The following is a 19970-nucleotide window of genomic DNA, read 5'->3' as shown; positions in this document are numbered from 1 at the left end:
TCTCCTCTCCCGTCAGTGCTGTTCTTTGGCCTTGGCGGGCTTGCTCGCCAGGAGGCCGCGGATGGCAGCGGTCGGGGACTCGAACAGGTTGACGGCGCCGACACGACCGCCGGCCTCCGGCAGGAAGTCATTGGGCGTGGCGCCAGCGAAGTGCAGGCCACTCTTCTGGATGCCGCGGTGGGCAAGGCGCATCCAGGGGATGAACAACGCCGCGACGATCAGAACCAGGACGCTGAGGGCGAACGGGCTCCAGCCACCGGCGCCCGGCAGCGGGCCGAAGATCGAGGCGTCGATCGGGGCGAGGCCGAGTTCGGTCTGCATTGTGGCGATCGGCACCAGGGCGAGGCCCGGGAAGAAGCCGAGCAGGACGCTGGCGCCCACCAGGATGCCCATGGGCACCAGCATGGACAGCGGCGCTTCCTCGGCCTCGAGGGCCTTCGCCGTCGGCGCGCCCATGAAGGCGGCGTGGGCGAACTTCAGCACGGCGGCGAGCGTGAACAGCGACGACACCATGGCGCCCGTGGCAAGCGCCCAGTGGCCACTCTCGAAGGCGGCGGAGAAGATCATCCACTTCGAGGAGAAGCCATTGAGCGGCGGCACGCCGGCCAGCGACAGGCCCGCGAACAGGAAGAAGCCGAAGGTGATCGGCATCTTCCGGCCGAGGCCGCCGAGTTCGTCGAGCTGGCTGGCATGGCTCTTCACCATGACGGCGCCGGCCACGAGGAACAGCGTGTCCTTGAGGAACATGTGGTTGACGAAGTGGAACAGGCCGCCGGCAACGCCGAGCGAGGTGCCGAGGCAGAGCGCCATCAGCACGTAGCCGAGCTGGCTGACGGTGGAGTAGATCAGCAACAGCTTGATGCCGTTCTGAACCACGGCCATGGCGCCGGCGTAGACGACGGTGATGCCCGCGATGATGGCGATGATGTCCATCAGCGCCGGAACGCCGCCGATCTCCCCGCCGAGGCGCAGGAACACCGCGCTGCCGCCGAACAGGCTGAACAGCTTCAGCACACCCCACGGACCCGACTTCAGCAGGACTGCCGAGATGTAGCCGGAGACCGGAGTGGGGGCGAGTGCCGGGTGCATCTGCACGTCGATGCGGACGGGCAGCATGGCAGCCTTCATGACGAGGCCGATGAACACCGGGACGATGCCGATGGCCAGCGTCATGAGCGGCATGTCGAGCGCCTTCTGGCCGATCTCGACCAGATCGAAGGTGCCGGCATGTGCGGCGAGCGCCGCGACGCCGAGGAACATGAAGGAGGCGCCGACGGTGTTGAAGAAGAAGTACTTGAAGCCTTCCCTCCGCGCCTCGTCGTTCTCCTCATGGATGATGGCCGCCCAGAGCGCCCAGCTCGACATCAGCTCCCAGAAACCGAAGAAGGTGAAGATGTCCTTGGCCGCCGTCATGCCCAGGAGACCGGCGATCATGATGCCGAAGGCCGCAAAGAAGCGCGGCTGGGCGTGGTTATGGGCCAGATAGGCGGTGGCGTGCAGCATGTTGAGCGCGCCGACGCCGGCGATCAGCACCGCGAACCAGAAGGACAGAGTGTCGTAGGCCGGAGCGGTGAAGATGACCGCCAGGAAGGCCACGACCAGCACCGCCACGGCAAGCCATCCGGCCTGCTGGACCGACTTGCGGCCAACAAGCCACACCGCCACGGCGCCGAGGAAGGCGATGGTGGCAGGCAGCGTCCAGGTCATGACGAGGCTCGGCAGAACCGCTGCGGCAAGACCGCTGCGAGCAGCCACCTCGGCACCGACGGCACCGACGAGATCGAGCTGGAACGAAGGCACGAAGCCGCCGAAGATGATCGCGGCGGCGAGAACGCCAACGGCGACCAGCATGGAGAGCGGGGCCTCCTTGATGCCGGCTTCACCCGTCCAGGGGCGGAAGAACAGCATGCCGACGACGCGGAGATAGTAGACGACGGCGATGATGCCGCCAACCAGGAGGCCGGTCGCCACCTCGTAGTGGCCGGCTTCCGCCGCCGCGTAGACCATCAGGAACTTCGAGACGAAGCCCGAGAAGGGCGGCAGGCCCATGATCGACACGGTGGCAAGCGCGTAGCAGCCGGCCGTGAAGGGCATGACGCGGCCGATGCCGGCGAGGTCGGCGATGTTGCGCCGGCCCGTCTGCATGATGAAGGCGCCGGCGGCGAAGAACAGCAGGGTCTTCATCACCGCGTGGTTGGTGACGTGCAGGAGGCTGGCGTCGGTGGCGAGCGCCGTGCCGATGCCGAGCACCGCGACGATTTCGCCGACTTGGGCGAGCGTCGAGAAGGCCAGCATCCGCTTGATCTCGGTCTCGAACAGGGCGCGGATCTCGCCGTAGAGGAGCGTGATCAGGCCAAGGCCGATCAGAACCACTTCAAGGCTGAGGCCCCAACCGGTGAAGGTCGAGAGTGCCGGCACGCCGATGACGATGAACAGCACCTTGACGAGGCCGAACACGCCGGCCTTGGTCAGGATACCGGACAGCGGACCGGAGATGGACGACGGCGCGGCCGGATGGGCGATGGGCAGCCAGCTATGGACCGGCCACACGCCCGCCTTCACCGCGAAACCGGCGAAGAAGCACAGCGCGATGACGAGGCCGGCGAGCGGCGAGATCGTACCGACCTTCTCGGCCAGCGCGGCGAACTCGAAGGAACCGATCTCGGCGTGCGTCAGCAGGATGCCGAAGTGCATCAGATAGGCGCCGGAAGCGCACATCATGAAGTAGATGAGGCCGGCGCGGAGCGACTTCTGGTTCTGCTCGTGAATGACCAGGAAGTAGGAGGTCCAGGTCATCAGCTCCCAGTAGACGTAGAAGTTGCCCATCTCGTGCGCGGTGGTGAGGCCGAGCAGCGAGCCGATCATCAGGAAGGCGAAGAAGTAGTAGCGGTTGGTCCACTCGGAGCGGGCCATGTAGCCGACGGAGTAGACGATCATCACGGAGGAGATGCCGGCGAACACCAGCGCGAAGACGCGGGAAGCCGGATCAAGGCTCGTATCGAACACCACGAGGGCTAGAGTGGCAACGGCGAGGATCACGGCACCGATGTCGCGCGCGCGGTTCGAAACGTGGCCGAGACCGTAGACGGCGAAGGCGCCGATGTAGGGCACGAGAACGAGCAGAGCCCAGGGCGACTCGAACTCGGGAACGCCACCGGCGGCACCGGCCAGCGCTTCAGCGGCGTGCTGGAAGGGCAGCGGGAACACCGAGATCAGCGCGGTGACGGCGGCGAGCGCCCAGGCGATGGGGAGGGCGAGGCCGGGAGCACTGGCAAGCTCGACGCGGCGCGCCGGATGCTCGAAGCAGACGCGCTGGATCACCACCAGATAATAGTAGGCGGCGACGATCGACGCGGCGGTACCGATCAGAGCGATGGCCCAGTGGCCCTGCTCGATGGCGGCATAGAGCACCAGGAACTTGGAGAAGGATCCCTTGAAGGGCGAGAGGCCCATCACGGAGAACATGCCGAAGCCGAACAACGTGGCGGCGACCGGCATGCGATGGCCGGAGCCGGCGAGGTCGTCGAGGCGCGACGAGCCGGTGCGGCGGATGATGTACCAGCCGGCGGCAATCACGAGGCCACGCATGATGACCTGATAGCCAAAGTGCATGTAGGCGCCGGTCAGGCCGGCTTCACCACCGAGGCCGATACCGATCAGGATGTAACCGATCTCGGCGACGGTCGACCAGACGACGACACGTACCAGGCTCGGCAGGCTCATGAGGGCGGCGACTTCGCCGAAGAACAGGAAGACCGCGCCCATCCAGGCCAGCGCCATCGGGTCGATCTGAGTGAGGGAGAGCATGAGTGGAGATCCTTCCGCAGGCATGCATCTTGGCTGTCATGGATGACGTTAATCACAGCATCCACTAGGGTATGTCGGCTAGCCGACATATACGCATTCCCACGACGCCAATGCTTTGCTGTCGGAAGTAAAAATGATATTTACATTCATATTATTGTCAGGATATAAACGATAGAGAAATCAGATATTTGCTTTGTTGTCTGCCGTTTGGACCTGTCTCGAATCGCGTGCTTCAAAAGGATTTAAGTGGCGATTTGAGGGCATTTTCTAAGTAGTATGTCCGATACAGCTTTGTGCATTCCCGCCATGCAGAATCCAAGGGATTCCCTTTTGTTGCGAGTGGCTTGCAACAAATGGCCGGAAAATTCGTCATTTCACGGACAAGTATTCCCACCGAGGCAGCGATTGGGATAGATGAAGCGGACAGACTAGAGAGGACTTGTCGATGCATGAAACCGCGGTCGTCGAAGGGCTGATGCGTATCCTGACCGAACATGCCAAGCAGAACGGCGTCGATCGGGTGGTTGCCGTTCGACTGAAGATCGGCAAGCTGCGCGGCATCGACAGCCGCCAGATCCGGCTGGCTTTCGAGATCTTCGCGGAAGGCACCCTGGCAGAGGGCGCGCGGCTCGACATCGACGAGGTCGGCGTTACCGCGAAATGCCGGAGCTGCGGCACGGTGTTCCAGGTGGAGAAGTACCAGTTCGTCTGCTCGGGCTGCGGTGGGTCCGACGCCGAGGTGCTGACCGGACGCGAACTCTATATCGAGAGCTTTGAGGCGGCGAAGAGCTGAACGTCAGGCGCGCTCCATCGCCTGCCGCCGCTCGGCGAGGCGGTCGACGATCCATTGCGTCCAGGCGTCGAGGCCGGCGCCCTTCTTGGCCGAGACTTCCAGCACCGGGCCGGGGCCGTGGACGCGGCCGACGGCGGCGCGGGCGCGCTCCGTCGAGAATTCGTCGATGGCCGGCAGCAGGTCGGTCTTGGTGAGCAGCACTAGGTCGGCCTTGCGGAAGATCACTGGGTACTTGTCCGGCTTGTCGTCGCCTTCGGTCACCGACAGCAGCACGACGTCGTGGTGCTGGCCGACGTCGAAGTCGGCGGGGCAGACGAGGTTGCCGACATTCTCGACGAACAGCACGTCGATGTCATCGAGATCGAGAACATGCAAGGCGTCGTGGATCATCACCGCGTCGAGATGGCAGGTGACGCCGGTGGTGATCTGAACCGCCGGCACACCGTGACGGCGGATGCGGTCGGCGTCGTTCTCGGTCTCAAGGTCGCCCTCGACGACCGCGACGCGAATGCCCTTCGGGAGCGCGGCGATGGTCGCTTCGAGAAGCTGCGTCTTGCCCGAACCGGGCGACGACATCAGGTTGATCGACAGCACGCCGTGGGCGTCGAGGTGTTCGCGGATATGGGAGGCGATCCGGTCGTTCTCCGACAGGAGGTTTTCGACGACGGGAATGGTGGTGGTGGCGGCCTTGCTGCCGCAGCCGCAATCGCTGCACATGGTCGGAAACTCCTGGAATGGCGTCAGCGGACGTCGGCGAGCTCGCGGCGCAGACGGCCGAGATCGGAGATCACCATCGAACCGCCGCCGAAGCGGTAGAGGATGCCCGAGCGGACCAGCTCGGCGATGACGGTTGAGACCGACTGCCTTGTCGCGCCGATCTGCATGGCAAAATCCTCGGCGTTGGGCAGATGGTCGATGACGATGCCTTCCTCGGCCGGACGCCCGATCCTGTCGGCGGTGTCGCAGAGCACGCGGATGAGCCGATGCTTGACGCCGTGGAAGGCGATGTCCTCGATCATGCGGATCGACTTCTGCGCCAGACGGTCGAGGGCCGGCAAAACGGCGAGCGCCAGCTCGGGTTCGGCCAGCACGAGTTGCCGGAAGGCGGCGGGCGAGGCGAGCACGACATCGGAAGCCGTGCGCACTTCCAGCATGGCGCCGCCATGCAGGTAAATCGCATCGCCGGCCTCCAGCATGTAGAGCGTCAGCTCCTTGCCCTCGAACGACGTGAAGCAGCGCAGCCGACCGGAACGAACGATCAGGAGATCGCCGTCGGCGGCCTCGTCGCCGCCATAGACGATCTGCCCGGCGCGCAACGAGCGCTGGCCGAGCAGACGGCCACGGCCATCTTTCAGGAGACGTTCGACGACTGCGCTCAACGGGTTGTCGGTCTGCATCGATTTTCCAGTGGCCGGCTCGAAATGCCTGCTTCTGACCTGTCTTGCGTAAGGGAAATTACGCGCTTCTTGTTAACGAGAATAGTCCGAAGAAGGTCAAGTTTTCAAGCTGACCTATGTTCTTCAAGACGTTGGTTTTTTACGGTCTGGGTTGCCGTATTTGCATGGTGGGCGTTTCGGCGTCTTCATGTGCTCGGCTGGGCTATACCTTGGTCGTGGCTGGCGGCCAGATGGCGCCGCGCAGCGTAAACAGAATGTACCCTAGGAAGGCGACCGCCCAGCTCCATCGGGCCAGGGGTATGAGCGTATCGTAGAGCGAGAAGTCGATGGCAGCGCCGACGCGGGCAATCGCCGCACCGGCGATCGCCACATAGATGACGTCGGCAAGCAGCGAGGGCATCAGGGATCGCTTGTCCTTCTTGCGGACGATGGAGGTGGCGATGCCGATGGCGAGCGTCACCAGGCCGCCGACGGCGAAGGCATGAATGACGGCGAAAGGGGAAATGTCGGCGATGCCGAGATCCATCAGCGCCAGGAGCAGAAAGGCGAGCCTCTTCCAGAGAAGGCCGACCGCCAGAATGACGCATCCGGCATAAGGCTTGATGCGCCAGGGCTGGATGTGAACGAGCCAGGCGACGCCGAACAGGAAGGCGGCCAGCGCCGGCCAACCGGCGTTCCAGCCCAGCCCCCAGAGTGCCAGCGCCAGGATGGTGAACATACGCTGCGGCAGGGCGATGACGGTCGGAACGGGCTTGAGTTTGGGATATCCCGCCCGCTCGCGCGCTACCGCCAGCACGGCGATGCCGATGCGGTTCGACACCTCGATGCAGATCAGCACGATGACTGCGAGGCCGGCCATGGTGGCCTCAGGCCATTCATAGAGGAACACCGGGATGCCGAGCAGTCCATGCAGGGCGGCAAGGCCGAGAATGGGAAGCGTTTCGGCCGTCTTGCCGGGTGGCGTGACCGACAGCAGGAGAATGACGCCGCACAGCGTCACCAAAGCTCGCAGGAAACCAGCCAGTTCCAGATCGACGCACCCCCAGGCGAATGTCGCTGCGTGGGCGACGAGAACGGCCCAGAGCATCGGGACCGGCGTGATTGGCCGGCCGATCCAGCGCGGCAGCGCCACGGTCAGAAACCCGAACAGCTGGATGCTGAAGAAACCGAAGATCAGTTCGTTGGGATGGGTGGCAATATCGCCGATCCCAGGGGCTATATCCGGACCGATTGCCCTGAGCGCCGTCAGCGCCGCCAGAACGAAGGCGACGCGGAACGGATCGAGCTTCGTCATGCCATTTCCACGCGGGCGCTCCCGGGCTGGCCGCGCGTGAAGCCATCGACGAGTTCGCCGGGAAGGTTCAGGCCCTTTAGTGCGGCAAGCGTTTCGCCTCGGCTGGCCTTGCCGTCGAGCAGCGCCCGGTAAACGCGGCTGACCGCCACCATGTCGACGGTGTGGGGCGACAGCCGCAGACGGCGAACGCCAAGCTCGGCGAGTTTTTCCGGTGTCGGGCAGAAGGCTTCGACGCCGTTCGACAGTGTCTGTATGCCGTTGATGGCGAGAAACTGCTGGCCGTCCAATGTGTCGACGGAGAGGCCGTCCGGGTCGCGATCGCAGACGAACTGGCAGCCGTCCTTGTGCAGTCCATGCAGGCGGGCGTGGTAGCAGCGGCCGGAGAGCGCCAACGGCAAGCGGCCGAAGGCGAACAGCTCGAACTCCACGTCGGGCAGCGCGCCAGCGATGATGGCGACAGAGGCGATCGGCAGCTCGACCGGCAGGCAGATGCCGGTGGCGCCGCGTCCGGCCAGGAAACGAGCGGCACCCTCGTTGTAGACGTTGACGAAGGGGCCGACGAGGAACGGCTTGCCGGCCACGGAGGGCAGGGCGGTGAGGTCATTGATCTCGGCGAGTTCGCCGACCTTGCAGAAGTCGACGACGGAAGCGCGCTCACGTGGATTGTAGGGCAGGGCGAGGGTCGATAGCACGACCTCCTTGCCCGCTGACTGCAGCCGCTCGATCAGCTCCGGCCAGAGACCGTCGGTGAACGGCTGGCGCTTGCCGCAGACGACCTCGCCCAGATGGACGCGATCGACATCGGCCTCGTCGGCGATGCGGGCGTAGAAGTCGCGAAGCCGGTCGGGGGACCAGTTGAAGAGAACGGGGCCGAGGGTGAGGCCGGTCTTGGTCATTGTCATCTCCGGCTCAGCGCCACGTCTTCTTGTAGGCACCCGAGGTCTGGCGGCCGCCCTCGACGAGGCCGGCGAGCAGGCGCCCGACCTCGACTTCGGTGCCCCCGGCGTCGATGGCGTCCACGGCGGCGCGGAAAGTGCGCACCACCTCGGTGACATAGCCCTTGCCACGCTGGCGCCCCTCGATCTTGAGCGCCGTGATTCCAGCCTTGGCGAAGGCGGCGATCAGGCTCGCGGCGTTGAGGCTGACGGGGTCCTCGAAGAGATAGGAGGTCTTACCGCCGGCCACGAAGCGGCCCTTGCACAGCGTCGGGTAACCCGCCTGCTCGCCAGCGCCGAAGCGGTCGATGGTGAAACCGTTGAGGCGGGTCGCCGTTCCGTTCCTGTCTTCCGAATAGGCGACATGCTCGGGCGGTGAACAGACGCCGGTAAGGTTAGGCGATTTGCCGGTGGCATAGGACGACAGCGAGCAGCGGCCCTCGGTCATCGGGCAAAGGCCGCCGAAGACGAAGGCCTCGGTTTCCACGTCGATGGCGGCGTTGAGCTTGGCGATCTCCTCGACGGAGAGGACGCGCGGCATGACGACGCGCTTGACGCCGAAGGTGTCGGCGTAGAAGGCGATGGCTTCGGGGGTTGCCGCGGCCGCCTGCACGGAGAGGTGCAGGCGGAGGTTGGGATGATGCGTAGCCGCGTGGTCGAGCACGGCGAGGTCGGCGAGAATCACCGCGTCGGCACCGGCCTTCTCGGCATTGGCGAGCGCCGCCTTCCAGGCATCCATGGCACCGGCCTTGGCGAAGGTGTTGATCGCCACCAGCACCTTGGCGCCATGCGCGTGGGCGAAGCGGACGCCCTCGATCATCTCGTCGGGCGAGAAATTGAGGCCGGGGAAGTTGCGGGCGTTGGTCTCGTCGCGGAAGCCGCAGTAGACCGAATGGGCGCCGGCCTCGACGGCGGCGCGCAAGGCCGACGGGGTGCCGGCGGGGCAGACCAGTTCCAGACTCATGACGGCTCTCCGGGGATCGGCGAACCGGTGAAGCGGCGGGCAAGGCCGAGGCCGCCGATCACCGAGCGATCGACCAGCTTGCCGAGGCCGCCGGTGGCGCCGACGAAATCGGCCGGCGTCAGCTCGGCGTCCTCGATGGCGTTGCGAAGCGCCACCAGCGAGTCGGTGCGTCCGGAGACCGAAATCGCCCGGTTGAAGAACATGGCATCGCCGTCGAGGGTGCCATCGAGCAGGCCGAGCAGCACGAGGAGGGGTGCCCGCACCGTCACGTCCGCCGGTTGGGTGGCCCGGCGGCGCATGCATCTCACTTCGGAGCGCACCCCGTCCGGCACCATCAGGAAGCTGAAATCGAGGTCGGATGGCTCGATCAGGAACGAGCACTTGCCGTACTCGCCCAACCGGTCGAAGACGGCCGGCTTGCGACGCGCGAATCGGCGGACGGCCAGCGTCAGCGCCGGCCCGAGCGGCAGAAAGCCGGCCGGCGCCGCCAGGATGCGGAGAAGTCTGGGCAGTTCGCCCCGGAAATGTTCGGCCATCGCATTATCCATTTCTAAGACGGTGAGCTTAGGACAGACCGCTGCTCATGTTTTTGTCATAGCTCAAAGACGCACCGGTTTTTCCTGTGGCAGTCTGTTCGATTGGCGAGAAGGTGTTATGTCTCTGGCGAGAGTGGTCAACGCTGGGCGCTCGCCACCCCTCTCTCCAGCTCTCCCCCACAAGGGGGAGAGGGTTCGTTGAGGCAAACATCCAGAACCCGAGTTCGTCTCAAGTTCTGGAAAGAACCAATCGGAGCCCTCTCCCCCCTTGTGGGGGAGAGCTGGAGAGAGGGGTGGGGCCTGAGGCCTTTCGCGACGCACCTGATGGAAGATGTCGGAATAGTCGAAATGTTCAGCCGCAGCCTGCCTCGCTTTCCCGATCTCACCAGTTTTCTCGATTTTCTGGAAAAGCAAGGAGATGTCCGTGACGTGGCGGCGCCGGTCGACATGCGGCTGGAAGTCACGGAGATTCATCGGCGGGTGATCGAGGCGGGCGGGCCGGTTCTCCGGTTTTCCAAGCCTACCGTTGACGGCAAGCCGTCTTCCATGCCGGTCGTGGCCAACCTGTTCGGAACCCGCGCGCGCGTTGCGGCGGGGCTCGGCACCGATGAGGCCGGTCTTGCTCGGCTTGGCCGCATGATGGCCTTCCTGCGCTCGCCGAAGCCACCGCGCTCGCTGGGCGAGACTGCCAGCCTGTGGCCGGTGGCGCGCGCGGCGCTCAACGCCCGGCCGAAGATCGTCGGCGATCGCGGTCGCTGGCGCGACCTGCCCGTCGATCTCTCGGCGCTCCCCATCCAGACCTGCTGGCCGGGCGATGCCGGTCCGCTGATCACGTGGCCCCTGGTGGTGACCCGCGCGCCCGGCGCGGATGATCTCAACAGCTACAATCTTGGCGCCTACCGCATGCAGGTGCTCGACAAGACGAGCGCCATCATGCGCTGGTTGCCGATGCGCGGTGGCGCTCAGCATCATCGCCAATGGCTGAAGGCCGGCGAGACCATGCCGGTGGCGGTGGTGATCGGCGCCGATCCGGCGACCATTCTGGCCACCGTCATGCCAGCTCCCGAGGGCGTGACGGAGCTGTCGCTGGCCGGCCTGATTGCCGGCTCTCGCCTTTCCATGACGGCTTGCCGGACCATTCCGCTGCATGTGCCGGCGTCGGCCGAAATCGTCCTCGAAGGGACGATCACCGCCGGCGACACGGCGATGGAAGGGCCCTTCGGCGATCATACCGGCTACTACAATCCGCCGGAGCGGCATGTCGTGTTCCGGCTCACCGCGATGCGGGTGCGCGAGGGGGCGCCCTATCTCACCACCTTCACCGGACGGGCGCCGGACGAACCGGCAGTGATGGGCGACGCGCTGGCAGACGTGTTCAAGCCGCTGCTGATCGAGGCGATACCGGAGATCCGCGACCTCTGGCTGCCGCCGGAGACATGCTCATATCGCGTTGCGGTCATCTCCATCGACAAGCGCTTCGCCGGCCAAGCGCGGCGGGTGATGATGGGCTTCTGGTCGCTGCTGCCGCAGTTCACCATGACCAAGATGGTGATCGTCGTCGACGACGACATTGACGTGCGTTCGTGGTCGGACGTGATGTGGGCGGTGGCGACGCGTGCCGATCCGGCCCGCGACACGTTGGTGCTGAACCGCACCCCGATGGATCACCTAGATTTCGCCTCGCCGCTCGAAGGCCTCGGTGGCAAGATGGGCATCGACGCGACGAACAAGATCGGCGCCGAGACCAGCCGCGAGTGGGGGCGGGTGATGACGATGGACGAGGCGGTGAAGACGGCGGTCGACGCCCGTTGGACAGAGCTGTTCGGAGCGACACCATGAAGGTCGTCGTCGGCATCAGCGGCGCTTCGGGCGCAGTGCTCGGACGCGAGGTTCTGCGGCAGCTCGGCGCGGCGGGCGTCGAGACGCATCTGGTGATTACGCCAGGCGGCGAGCGAACCGTCGCCCATGAGCTCGGGCCGGCCGGCCTCCAGGAGCTGCGGCGGCTTGCCGCCGTCGTGCACGACATCGACAACCTCGGCGCCTCGATCGCCTCCGGCTCGTTCGGCGCCGAGGCCATGGCCGTCGTTCCCTGCTCGATGCGGACGCTTTCGGCGCTCGCCCACGGCTTCGGTGACAACCTGCTGACGCGGGCCGGCGACGTGATGCTGAAGGAGCGGCGGCGTTTGGTGGTCCTGCCGCGCGAGGCGCCGCTGACCGAGGCGCATCTCAACTCCATGCTGATGCTGACCCGCATGGGCGCCATGGTGGCGCCGCCGGTGCCGCCCTTCTACAGCAAGCCCGAGACCATCGACGACATGGTCCGCGAGATGGTGGCGCGCGTGCTCACCTGGCTCGGCGTCGATCCTGGAGAAGCGTTGACGCGCTGGCGGGGCATCTGAGCCCTTGTCAGGTCGCATTTCTACGGGTATAGCCCTTTCCATGATCACGACGCACGACATCTCGCGCCATATCTCCGCCGAGGGCACCGCCCCCGGGGATCGCGCACGGATGCTCGGCTCGCTTCTTCGTCTCGGCCTTATCTGCGGTTGCCGGGTCCAGTGAGGGAGCGCCCGGCGGCCGATAGCCCGCCGCTGGCCATGAGCTCTCTCGTACTCAACCCAACGTGTGATTATTTGCGCCTGATGCCGCCTTCTGACGTCGATGAGCGACGCGGCCGGCTCCAGGCGCCAGCCAGAGACGAGTGAAGTCATCATGACCGATACCTTTCAGAACGGGATGAGCCGCGACCGGGTGGGCATGCCCATCGCTTCCACCAAGTACCGCCCTTTCACCCCCATCAATCTCAGCGATCGCACCTGGCCGGGCAAGGTGATCGACAAGGCGCCGATCTGGTGCTCGGTGGACCTGCGCGACGGCAATCAGGCGCTGGTCGATCCCATGGGCCACGACCGCAAGGCCCACATGTTCCGCCTGCTGCTGGAGATGGGCTTCAAGGAAATCGAGATCGGCTTTCCTTCCGCTTCGCAGACCGACTTCGACTTCGCCCGCTGGTGCGTGGAGGAAGGTGGCGCGCCGGACGACGTATCGCTGCAGGTGCTGGTGCAGTGCCGGCCGGAGCTGATCGTCCGCACCTTCGAGGCTCTGCAGGGTGCCAAGCAGCCGATCGTCCATTTCTACAATTCCACCAGTCATTTGCAGCGGCGCGTGGTGTTCGGCAAGGACGTGTCCGGGATCAAGCAGATCGCCGTCGACGGCGCCAAGCTGATCGCCGACATGGCGGCCAAGGCCGGTGGCGGCTTCCGCTTCGAGTATTCGCCGGAGAGTTTCACCGGCACCGAGCTGGAAGTGGCGCTGGAAATCTCCAATGCGGTGATCGAGATCATCGATCCGACGCCGGAGAACAAGCTGATCCTCAATCTGCCGTCCACCGTCGAGATGGCGACACCCAACGTCTACGCCGACCAGATCGAGTGGATGAGCCGCAACATCGACCGGCGCGACTCCGTGCTGATCTCGCTGCATCCGCACAACGATCGCGGCACCGGTGTCGCCGCCGCCGAGCTGGCGCTGATGGCCGGCGCCGATCGCGTCGAGGGCACGCTGTTCGGCAACGGCGAGCGCACCGGCAACGTCGACGTCGTCACCATGGCGCTCAACATGTTCACGCAAGGGGTCGATCCCGGCCTCGACTGCTCGAACATCGAGCGCATCCGCGACGTGTTCGAGTATTCCAACCAGATGAAGGTACCCGAGCGGCACCCTTACGTTGGCGAACTCGTCTACACCGCCTTCTCCGGCTCGCACCAGGACGCCATCAACAAGGGCCTGAAGGCCATGAAGGCGTCGAACACCGGCGTCTGGGAAGTGCCCTATCTGCCGATCGATCCGCAGGACGTCGGCCGCTCCTACGAGGCGATCATCCGCATCAACTCGCAGTCGGGCAAGGGCGGCATCGCCTACCTCATGCAGAACGACCACGGCATCAACCTGCCGCGCGCGTTGCAGGTGGAGTTCCGCGAGGACATCCAGGCGATCACCGACCGCGAGGGGCGCGAGCTCAGTTCGCAGCGCATCTACGAGCGCTTCATGCAGCTCTACGTCGACCAGCCGGACGGTCGGCTCAAGTTCGTCGATCACCACACTTTCCCGGACACGGAAGTGAAGGGGCGGCGCATCTGTGTCGCCGAGATCGTCGACGGCGGCGTTTCACGCACCATCGAGGGGCACGGCAACGGTCCGATCGACGGTTTCGTGCATGCGCTGTCGGTCTACATCGGCATCCCCGTGTCGGTGGCCGACTACTCCGAGCATTCGCTCCAGCAGGGCTCCGATGCCTCGGCCATCGCCTATGTCGAGCTGAAGCATCCCGGCGGCAAGCTGCATGGCGTCGGCATCAACACCAACATCGTCACCGCGTCGCTGTCCGCTGTGGTGTCGGCGGTCAACCGGGTGCTGGCGCTCAACGCCGGCTGATCTGAACGTCCATGACGAGAAGAGCCCTCGATCCCGCGGTCGGGGGCTTTCTCGCACCTGCCGGGTGTTGCTTGACTTTGGCCGCGCGGCGCGTGCAAGCATGACCCATGTCTCTGCCCGACGATCTTGCGAATTGCCTTGTGCTCAACACCGTTGCGGCGGCGCGTGCGCTGGTTCGGCGCTACGACGCCAAGCTGAAGCCGTTCGGTGTCACGGTGCAGCAGTTCTCGCTGCTCGCCGCCATTCGCTACAATCCCGGCGCCACGGTGGGGGCTTTGTCGTCCCGCATCCATCTCGATCGCACCAGCTTGATCCGCAATCTGGATCGGCTCGAAACGAAGGGGCTGGTGCGGCGACTGGATAGTGCTGGCGGCAATACGCGGATTAGTGAGCTGACCGAGGAGGGCGAGCGGCTGCTCGACCGTTTGATCCTCGAATGGCAGGCGGCACAGGCGGCTCTCAAGGGGAGCAGCTCACCGGAAGAAACCGAGACCTACCTCAAGATCAGCAGGCGGTTCTCTCGCTGACAGTCACGGCAGCTTGCCTCATACTCCAATAGTGTATATGCACAGTGCTCCTACACATGGAGGCGGACATGCAGGAGCCGATCGTCGTGACTGGTATGGGGGCGGTGTCTCCGCTGGGCGCCGGCGTCGAGACCATCTGGAAGCGTCTGATCGCCGGTGACAGTGGCATCCGGAGAAACGACCGCTTTGACACCGAGGGATGGAAGTGCCGCATTGCCGGCCTCGTTCCCGGGCGCGACGAACCGGGCGGCTTCGATCCCGAGACCGCCATGGATCCGCGTGAACTCAGGCGCACCGACCTTTTCATCCACTACGCCATGGCGGCGGCATCGGAGGCGCTCGAACAGGCGGGCTGGCATCCGGAGAGCGAGGCCGAACGGATGCGGACGGCGACGGTGATCGCCACTGGTGTCGGCGGCGTGCCGGCGATCACCGCTGCGAGCGAGACAGTCCGAACCGATGGCGTCCGGCGGTTGTCGCCGTTCGTCGTGCCATCCTTCCTGCCGAATCTCGCCGCCGGCCAGGTGTCGATCCGCTTCGGCTTTCGTGGGCCCTCGGGCGCGCCGGTCACTGCCTGCGCCGCGTCGGCCCAGGCGATCGGCGACGCCGTACGCATGATCCGGAGTGGCGAGGCGGACATCGCGCTCTGCGGTGGCAGCGAGGGTTGCGTCGATCCGGTGGCCATCGGCGGGTTCACGGCGGCGAAGGCGCTGTCGTTCAACTTCAACGGTGAACCGTGGCGGGCGTCGCGGCCCTTCGATGCCGATCATGACGGTTTCGTTTTGTCCGAAGGTGCGGCGGCCTTGGTGATCGAAAAGCTGTCGCATGCCGAGGCGCGCGGAGCGACGCCACACGCCATCGTTTCGGGCTATGGCACGACCACCGACGCCCATCACGTCACTGCCGGATGGTCGGATGGACGCGAGGCGGCGCGCGCCATGCGGCTGGCGCTCGAGATGGCCGGTCTTGAGCCCGGCGCCATCGGCTATGTCAACGCTCATGCCACCTCGACGCCGGTTGGCGATGCGGCGGAGCTTGCCGCTCTCATGTCGGTGTTCGGTATGGCCGGCGGTGGCGTACCCGTCAGTTCCACCAAGTCGGCCACCGGGCATATGCTGGGGGCAGCCGGCGCCATCGAGGCGATCTTCTCGATCCTGACGCTGCGCCACCAGACCCTGCCGGCCGGCCTCAACATCGAGCGGCCGATGGTCGAAGCGGAGGGATTCGATCTGGTTGCCGGAGCAGCCCGCCCCGCCTCCGTCGATCACGTGCTCTCCAACGCCTTCGGCTTTGGCGGCGTCAACGCGGCCTTGGTGTTCTCGCGGTTTTCTTGAGAGCGACAAAAGAAAACGGGCGGCAGGTTGCCCCGCCGCCCGGTCTCCATTCCCTCGGAGCGCCCGATCTCAGTAGATCATGGTGCTCATCTTGATCTCGCCCCAGATCTCCTTGACCGTCAGTTCCATCTCGGCCTTGCGGTCGTTGTAGAACGTGTGGAGGAGGTGATGCGCCTTCTCGGAGTTCGGGGAACCCAGGAAGTCGCGGTAGAGGGCCTTGACCTGCTCGTTGTTGTGCGACTGACGCACCTTGGCGTTGCGGTCGATGTTGAACATCGTTTCGCGCCGCTTGAGGGCGTAGGGCAGGTACTGCTTCTTGGAGCGGAGCGTGCCGCCGCCGTCGACGCAGCCGCCGGGGCAAGCCATGATCTCGATGAAGTCGAAGTCGGCTTCACCGGCCTTGATCGCTTCCATCAGGGCGCGGGTCTCGCCAAGGCCGTGGGCCATGGCGATCTTCACTTCGCCGATGTTGCCGCCGAGGTCGACGGTGGCCGAACGCACGCCCTCGAAGCCGCGCAGCTGGGTCAGTTCGATCTTGTCGAGTTCCTTGCCGTTGACGACCTTGTAGACGGTGCGGAGCGCCGCTTCCATGACGCCGCCGGTGGTGCCGAAGATGGCGCCGGCGCCGGTGTACTCGCTCATGTAGGGGTTGTCGAAGGTCGACTTCTCCATGGTGGAGAGATCAAGTCCCTCGCGCTTCAGGAGACGGGCGAACTCGCGCGTCGTCAGCACGACGTCGACATCCGGCATTCCGTCCTCGCCGAGCTGCGGCCGGACGATCTCGTCCTTCTTGGCCGTGCAGGGCATGATGGAGATGACGCGAATCTGCTTCGGATCGAGCCCCATCTTTCCCGGCAGATAGCTCTTGGCGATGGCGCCGACCACCGCCTGCGGGGAGCGGGTGGAGGACAGCATCGGCAGGAGTTCCGGATAGTGGATCTCGGCGAAGTTGATCCAGGCCGGGCAGCAGGAGGTGATGGTCGGCTTCTTCTTCTCGCCCAGACGATGCAGAAGCTCGGTGCCTTCCTCCATGATCACCACGTCGGCGCCGAAGTTGGTGTCGAGCACCACGTCAATACCCAGCTTGCGAGCGGCGGCGATGATCTGCCCCTCGACGTTGGTGCCCGGCGCCATGCCGAACTCCTCGCCGAAGCCGACGCGGATGGCCGGCGCGAACTGGAGGACGGTGGTGATCTCCGGATCGTAGATGTAGTCGAGGACGCGATCGGTCTCGTCCTTCTCGGCGAGGGCACCGGTCGGGCAGACGAGCACGCACTGGCCGCAGGTGACGCAGGTCGAGTCCTTCTGGTTCTTGCCGTGACGCAGGCCGACCGCCGTGTCGAGGCCGGTGCCGGTGACGACTAGCGCGTCGACTTCCTGGTAGTTGCGGCAGACCGCGACGCACCGCTGGCAGCGAATGCACTTGGTCATGTCGCGAACCATGGCGGGCGACGAGCGGTCGACCTCGCGAGCGGCGACGCGGATCGGGTCGAAGAAGCGGTTTTCCTTGAGGCCGACGAACTGCGCCACGTCCTGCAGCTCGCAAGAGCCGTGACGGATGCAGGTCGCGCAGTCCTGAAGGTGGTCGGCCATCAGGAGTTCGACCTGCAGCTTCTGCATGTCGCGCACCTTCTTGGTGCGGGTCTCGATGGCGAGGCCTTCCTTAACCGGCGTGTTGCAGGCCGTCACCATGTGGGTGTTGGCCTGGCCCGGCATCTGGATCTCGACCAGGCACACGCGGCAGGTGCCGGGCGTGTGGTCGATATCCGCCAGCTCGCACAGCGTCGGGATGTAGAAGTCGTGCCGGCGGGCGGCGGCGAGGATCGTCTCGTTCGGATAGGCCGTGATGGCCTTGCCGTTGATCTTGACGTTGATCGTCGCCTCGGCGCCGACGGGGATGAGGGTTTCGACGTTGCACATGGTCTCACGCCGCTCCTTCGGGGATGGAGTGTTCGGTGATCACGGAATAGATGCGGTAGCAGCGCATGCAGCGCATGGACTCCTTGTAGGCGTCCTCCGAGCTGATGATCTGCTCGACTTCCCCGAACATGGTCTTGCGCACTTCCGGCGACAGTTCCGGATGGTGGACGCGGTACTCGTTCTTGACCGGCACCTCGATGCAATCGTTGGAGAACAGCTTGTTGTTCTCCAGGATCTTGCGCATGCGGGAGCGCGGGAAGAAGCGGGTCGAACCCCGGCGCAGGTAGTCGTCGATGTTGCGGGCGGCCTTGAGGCCGTCGGCCATGGCGGCGATCAGCGTCGAGGGGCCGAGGTAGCAGTCGCCACCGGCGAACACGCCCGGCCGCGACGTGGCGAGCGTCTCCTTGTTGGCGACGACCCAGTTCCACTTGCTCATCTCGACGCCGTCCTCGGGCTTGACCGAGCCGGTGTCGACCTGCTGGCCGATGGCGGCGATCACCACCGAGCAGGGCATGACGTACTCGCTGCCGGGGATCGGCCGCACGTTGCGGCGCCCCTTGGCGTCCATTTCCGTCTGCTCCATCTTGGTGAGCTTGACGCCGGTGACCTTGCCGTTCTCCGAGATGATGGCGAGCGGGTTGGTCAGCACGTGGAACTCGATGCCTTCGGCATGGGCGGCCACGACTTCCTCGTGGTCGGCCGGCATGTCGGCCTCGGTGCGACGATAGACGAGGTGGACCTTCTTGGCGCCCATGCGGATGGCCGAGCGGACGCAGTCCATGGCGACGTTGCCGCCGCCGACGACGACCACTTCGCCATCGATGTCGTGCGTCTTGATGCCGGCCACGTGGTCGTGGACCTTGAGCAGGAAGCCGACGCCGGACTCGTAACCCTCGAGGCTGGTGTCCTCGTTCTCGCAACCCATCTTGGTGCCTTCCTGGCAACCGAGGGCGAGGAACACCGACTTGTAGCCGCGCTGCATCAGGTCATCGACCGAGAAGTCCTTGCCGAGGCGCTGGTTGAAGAAGAAGCGGCCGCCAAGCTTGGTGATGGCGTTCATCTCGTTGAGCAGAACATCCTTCGGCAGGCGGTAGGACGGGATGCCGATGGCGGCCATGCCGCCCATCTCGCCCTGGGCCTCGTAGATGTCGACGTGATAGCCGCGCATCAACAGGTGATAGGCGCAGGACACGCCGGCCGGGCCGGCGCCGACGACGGCGACGCGCTGATCTTCCGGCAGGACGTTGGCGATCATCTCCTTGGAGAACACCAGCGGATGGGCGCCGGTCTGATACTCGGCGACATAGCGCTTCAGGATCTTGATGCCGACCGCCTCGTCGACCATCTTGCGGCGGCAGGCCGCCTCGCAGAAGCGGACGCAGACGCGGCTGCAGGTGGCGGCCATCGGGTATTTCTGCAGGATGACGCCGAGCGAATGCTCGGGCTTGCCGTCGCGGATGTAGTCGATGTAGCGGGGGACGTTGACCTTGGACGGACAGGCCTCGATGCAGGGCGCCGTCATGTAGCTCATGGCGTGCTGCTGACGGGCCGGCTCCTTCGTGGCGAGTTCGGCCTCGAACTCGTCGCGGAAGGCGGCAATGGCCTTGCCGAGCGCGGTGCCGCAGGACTGGCCGAGACCGCAGAGCGAGGTGGCGCGCATCTGCTCGGCCATGGCGGCGATCTCGTCGAGGCTGAGATCGGCCTCGAGGCCACGGCGCATGGCGCCGAGCGCGTCGCGCACCAAGACGGTGCCCATGCGGCAGGGGGTGCACTTGCCGCAAGATTCCGCCGCGGCCTTGCTGAGATACTGCCAGAAGGTGTCGAGCAGGTTGACCTTTTCGTCAAAGACGAAGAAGCCGCGATCGGCCACGAAAGCGCGGATCGGGTTGCCTTCGTCGAAAACCTCGAAGTCCTTCAGATCGGGAGGCGTCGCGCCCTCCACGGCCTTTCCCTGGCGGTAATCGTGGACGACGCCGTCCCACACGCCATAAACAACCTGTGCCATGCTGCCACCCCCATTTGGTTGGGC

Annotated in this window: 15 protein-coding genes; 6 read left to right on the top strand and 9 right to left on the bottom strand. The window is 65.3% G+C overall.

Features of this window, described 5'->3' with window-relative positions; all coding sequences use genetic code 11:
* Positions 1 to 12: 12 nt before the first annotated feature.
* Positions 13 to 3807, bottom strand: a complete 3795-nt coding sequence (locus tag M4J39_RS13880; RefSeq protein ID WP_251728892.1) for a proton-conducting transporter membrane subunit — start codon at positions 3805 to 3807, stop codon at positions 13 to 15.
* 445 nt (positions 3808 to 4252) lie between these two features.
* Here M4J39_RS13880 and hypA point away from each other — a divergent pair, with 445 nt between their 5' ends.
* The gene (gene hypA, locus M4J39_RS13875) at positions 4253 to 4600 is read left to right on the top strand and encodes a hydrogenase maturation nickel metallochaperone HypA (protein WP_251728890.1); all 348 of its coding nucleotides are present in this window, start codon (positions 4253 to 4255) and stop codon (positions 4598 to 4600) included.
* Between the two features lie 3 nt (positions 4601 to 4603).
* On the opposite strand, the gene hypB is transcribed toward hypA, so the two are convergent.
* The 6 genes from hypB to M4J39_RS13845 all read right to left on the bottom strand — a co-directional run bounded on the left by hypB (position 4604) and on the right by M4J39_RS13845 (position 9726).
* Entirely contained in the window at positions 4604 to 5317 is a 714-nt protein-coding gene (hypB, locus tag M4J39_RS13870) for a hydrogenase nickel incorporation protein HypB (protein ID WP_251728888.1), read from the bottom strand.
* 23 nt (positions 5318 to 5340) lie between these two features.
* Positions 5341 to 5997 (bottom strand): Crp/Fnr family transcriptional regulator, encoded by a 657-nt coding sequence (locus M4J39_RS13865; protein WP_251728886.1) that lies wholly within the window; start codon positions 5995 to 5997, stop codon positions 5341 to 5343.
* Between the two features lie 202 nt (positions 5998 to 6199).
* Positions 6200 to 7291 (bottom strand): NnrS family protein, encoded by a 1092-nt coding sequence (locus M4J39_RS13860; protein WP_251728885.1) that lies wholly within the window; start codon positions 7289 to 7291, stop codon positions 6200 to 6202.
* Positions 7288 to 8187: a U32 family peptidase gene (locus M4J39_RS13855; RefSeq protein ID WP_251728883.1), complete on the bottom strand. Its 900-nt coding sequence runs from the start codon at positions 8185 to 8187 to the stop codon at positions 7288 to 7290. The genes M4J39_RS13860 and M4J39_RS13855 overlap by 4 nt, the downstream gene beginning before the upstream one ends.
* Before the next feature lie 13 nt (positions 8188 to 8200).
* Complete coding sequence (locus tag M4J39_RS13850) at positions 8201 to 9190, bottom strand: peptidase U32 family protein (RefSeq protein WP_251728881.1); 990 nt, start codon at positions 9188 to 9190, stop codon at positions 8201 to 8203.
* Positions 9187 to 9726 carry an SCP2 sterol-binding domain-containing protein gene (locus M4J39_RS13845; RefSeq protein ID WP_251728879.1) on the bottom strand — a complete coding sequence of 180 codons (540 nt, stop codon included), beginning with the start codon at positions 9724 to 9726 and terminating at the stop codon, positions 9187 to 9189. The genes M4J39_RS13850 and M4J39_RS13845 overlap by 4 nt, the downstream gene beginning before the upstream one ends.
* A 348-nt stretch (positions 9727 to 10074) precedes the next feature.
* Between M4J39_RS13845 and M4J39_RS13840 the strand changes: the two genes are divergently transcribed.
* The 5 genes from M4J39_RS13840 to fabF all read left to right on the top strand — a co-directional run bounded on the left by M4J39_RS13840 (position 10075) and on the right by fabF (position 16021).
* Positions 10075 to 11565 (top strand): UbiD family decarboxylase, encoded by a 1491-nt coding sequence (locus M4J39_RS13840; protein ID WP_251728870.1) that lies wholly within the window; start codon positions 10075 to 10077, stop codon positions 11563 to 11565.
* A complete protein-coding gene (locus tag M4J39_RS13835) occupies positions 11562 to 12125 on the top strand; it encodes a UbiX family flavin prenyltransferase (RefSeq protein WP_251728869.1) in 564 nt (187 codons plus the stop codon). The genes M4J39_RS13840 and M4J39_RS13835 overlap by 4 nt, the downstream gene beginning before the upstream one ends.
* 313 nt (positions 12126 to 12438) lie before the next feature.
* The gene (leuA, locus tag M4J39_RS13830; protein WP_251728867.1) at positions 12439 to 14160 is read left to right on the top strand and encodes a 2-isopropylmalate synthase; all 1722 of its coding nucleotides are present in this window, start codon (positions 12439 to 12441) and stop codon (positions 14158 to 14160) included.
* Positions 14161 to 14267: 107 nt separating this feature from the next.
* Positions 14268 to 14687 (top strand): MarR family winged helix-turn-helix transcriptional regulator, encoded by a 420-nt coding sequence (locus tag M4J39_RS13825; protein ID WP_251728865.1) that lies wholly within the window; start codon positions 14268 to 14270, stop codon positions 14685 to 14687.
* Between the two features lie 68 nt (positions 14688 to 14755).
* Positions 14756 to 16021 (top strand): beta-ketoacyl-ACP synthase II, encoded by a 1266-nt coding sequence (gene fabF / locus M4J39_RS13820; protein ID WP_251728856.1) that lies wholly within the window; start codon positions 14756 to 14758, stop codon positions 16019 to 16021.
* Positions 16022 to 16090: 69 nt separating this feature from the next.
* On the opposite strand, the gene M4J39_RS13815 is transcribed toward fabF, so the two are convergent.
* Positions 16091 to 17941 carry a [FeFe] hydrogenase, group A gene (locus M4J39_RS13815; RefSeq protein ID WP_251728854.1) on the bottom strand — a complete coding sequence of 617 codons (1851 nt, stop codon included), beginning with the start codon at positions 17939 to 17941 and terminating at the stop codon, positions 16091 to 16093.
* Between the two features lie 4 nt (positions 17942 to 17945).
* Positions 17946 to 19946 (bottom strand): FAD-dependent oxidoreductase, encoded by a 2001-nt coding sequence (locus M4J39_RS13810; protein WP_251728845.1) that lies wholly within the window; start codon positions 19944 to 19946, stop codon positions 17946 to 17948.
* Between the last annotated feature and the right edge of the window lie 24 nt (positions 19947 to 19970).

This window comes from Pleomorphomonas sp. NRK KF1 (genome assembly GCF_023721755.1).
Taxonomy (GTDB): domain Bacteria; phylum Pseudomonadota; class Alphaproteobacteria; order Rhizobiales; family Pleomorphomonadaceae; genus Pleomorphomonas.
This window is presented reverse-complemented; position numbering and strand designations above follow the sequence as displayed.

Bases quoted from the DNA above. Each gene is read 5' to 3' on its own strand.
- leuA (WP_251728867.1), top strand. From the start codon at position 12,439: ATGACCGATACCTTTCAGAACGGGATGAGCCGCGACCGGGTGGGCATG.
- hypA (WP_251728890.1), top strand. From the start codon at position 4,253: ATGCATGAAACCGCGGTCGTCGAAGGGCTGATGCGTATCCTGACCGAA.
- M4J39_RS13855 (WP_251728883.1), bottom strand. From the start codon at position 8,187: ATGACCAAGACCGGCCTCACCCTCGGCCCCGTTCTCTTCAACTGGTCC.
- fabF (WP_251728856.1), top strand. From the start codon at position 14,756: ATGCAGGAGCCGATCGTCGTGACTGGTATGGGGGCGGTGTCTCCGCTG.
- M4J39_RS13840 (WP_251728870.1), top strand. From the start codon at position 10,075: ATGTTCAGCCGCAGCCTGCCTCGCTTTCCCGATCTCACCAGTTTTCTC.
- M4J39_RS13835 (WP_251728869.1), top strand. From the start codon at position 11,562: ATGAAGGTCGTCGTCGGCATCAGCGGCGCTTCGGGCGCAGTGCTCGGA.
- M4J39_RS13850 (WP_251728881.1), bottom strand. From the start codon at position 9,190: ATGAGTCTGGAACTGGTCTGCCCCGCCGGCACCCCGTCGGCCTTGCGC.
- M4J39_RS13860 (WP_251728885.1), bottom strand. From the start codon at position 7,291: ATGACGAAGCTCGATCCGTTCCGCGTCGCCTTCGTTCTGGCGGCGCTG.
- M4J39_RS13865 (WP_251728886.1), bottom strand. From the start codon at position 5,997: ATGCAGACCGACAACCCGTTGAGCGCAGTCGTCGAACGTCTCCTGAAA.
- M4J39_RS13880 (WP_251728892.1), bottom strand. From the start codon at position 3,807: ATGCTCTCCCTCACTCAGATCGACCCGATGGCGCTGGCCTGGATGGGC.
- M4J39_RS13825 (WP_251728865.1), top strand. From the start codon at position 14,268: ATGTCTCTGCCCGACGATCTTGCGAATTGCCTTGTGCTCAACACCGTT.
- M4J39_RS13845 (WP_251728879.1), bottom strand. From the start codon at position 9,726: ATGGCCGAACATTTCCGGGGCGAACTGCCCAGACTTCTCCGCATCCTG.
- M4J39_RS13810 (WP_251728845.1), bottom strand. From the start codon at position 19,946: ATGGCACAGGTTGTTTATGGCGTGTGGGACGGCGTCGTCCACGATTAC.
- hypB (WP_251728888.1), bottom strand. From the start codon at position 5,317: ATGTGCAGCGATTGCGGCTGCGGCAGCAAGGCCGCCACCACCACCATT.
- M4J39_RS13815 (WP_251728854.1), bottom strand. From the start codon at position 17,941: ATGTGCAACGTCGAAACCCTCATCCCCGTCGGCGCCGAGGCGACGATC.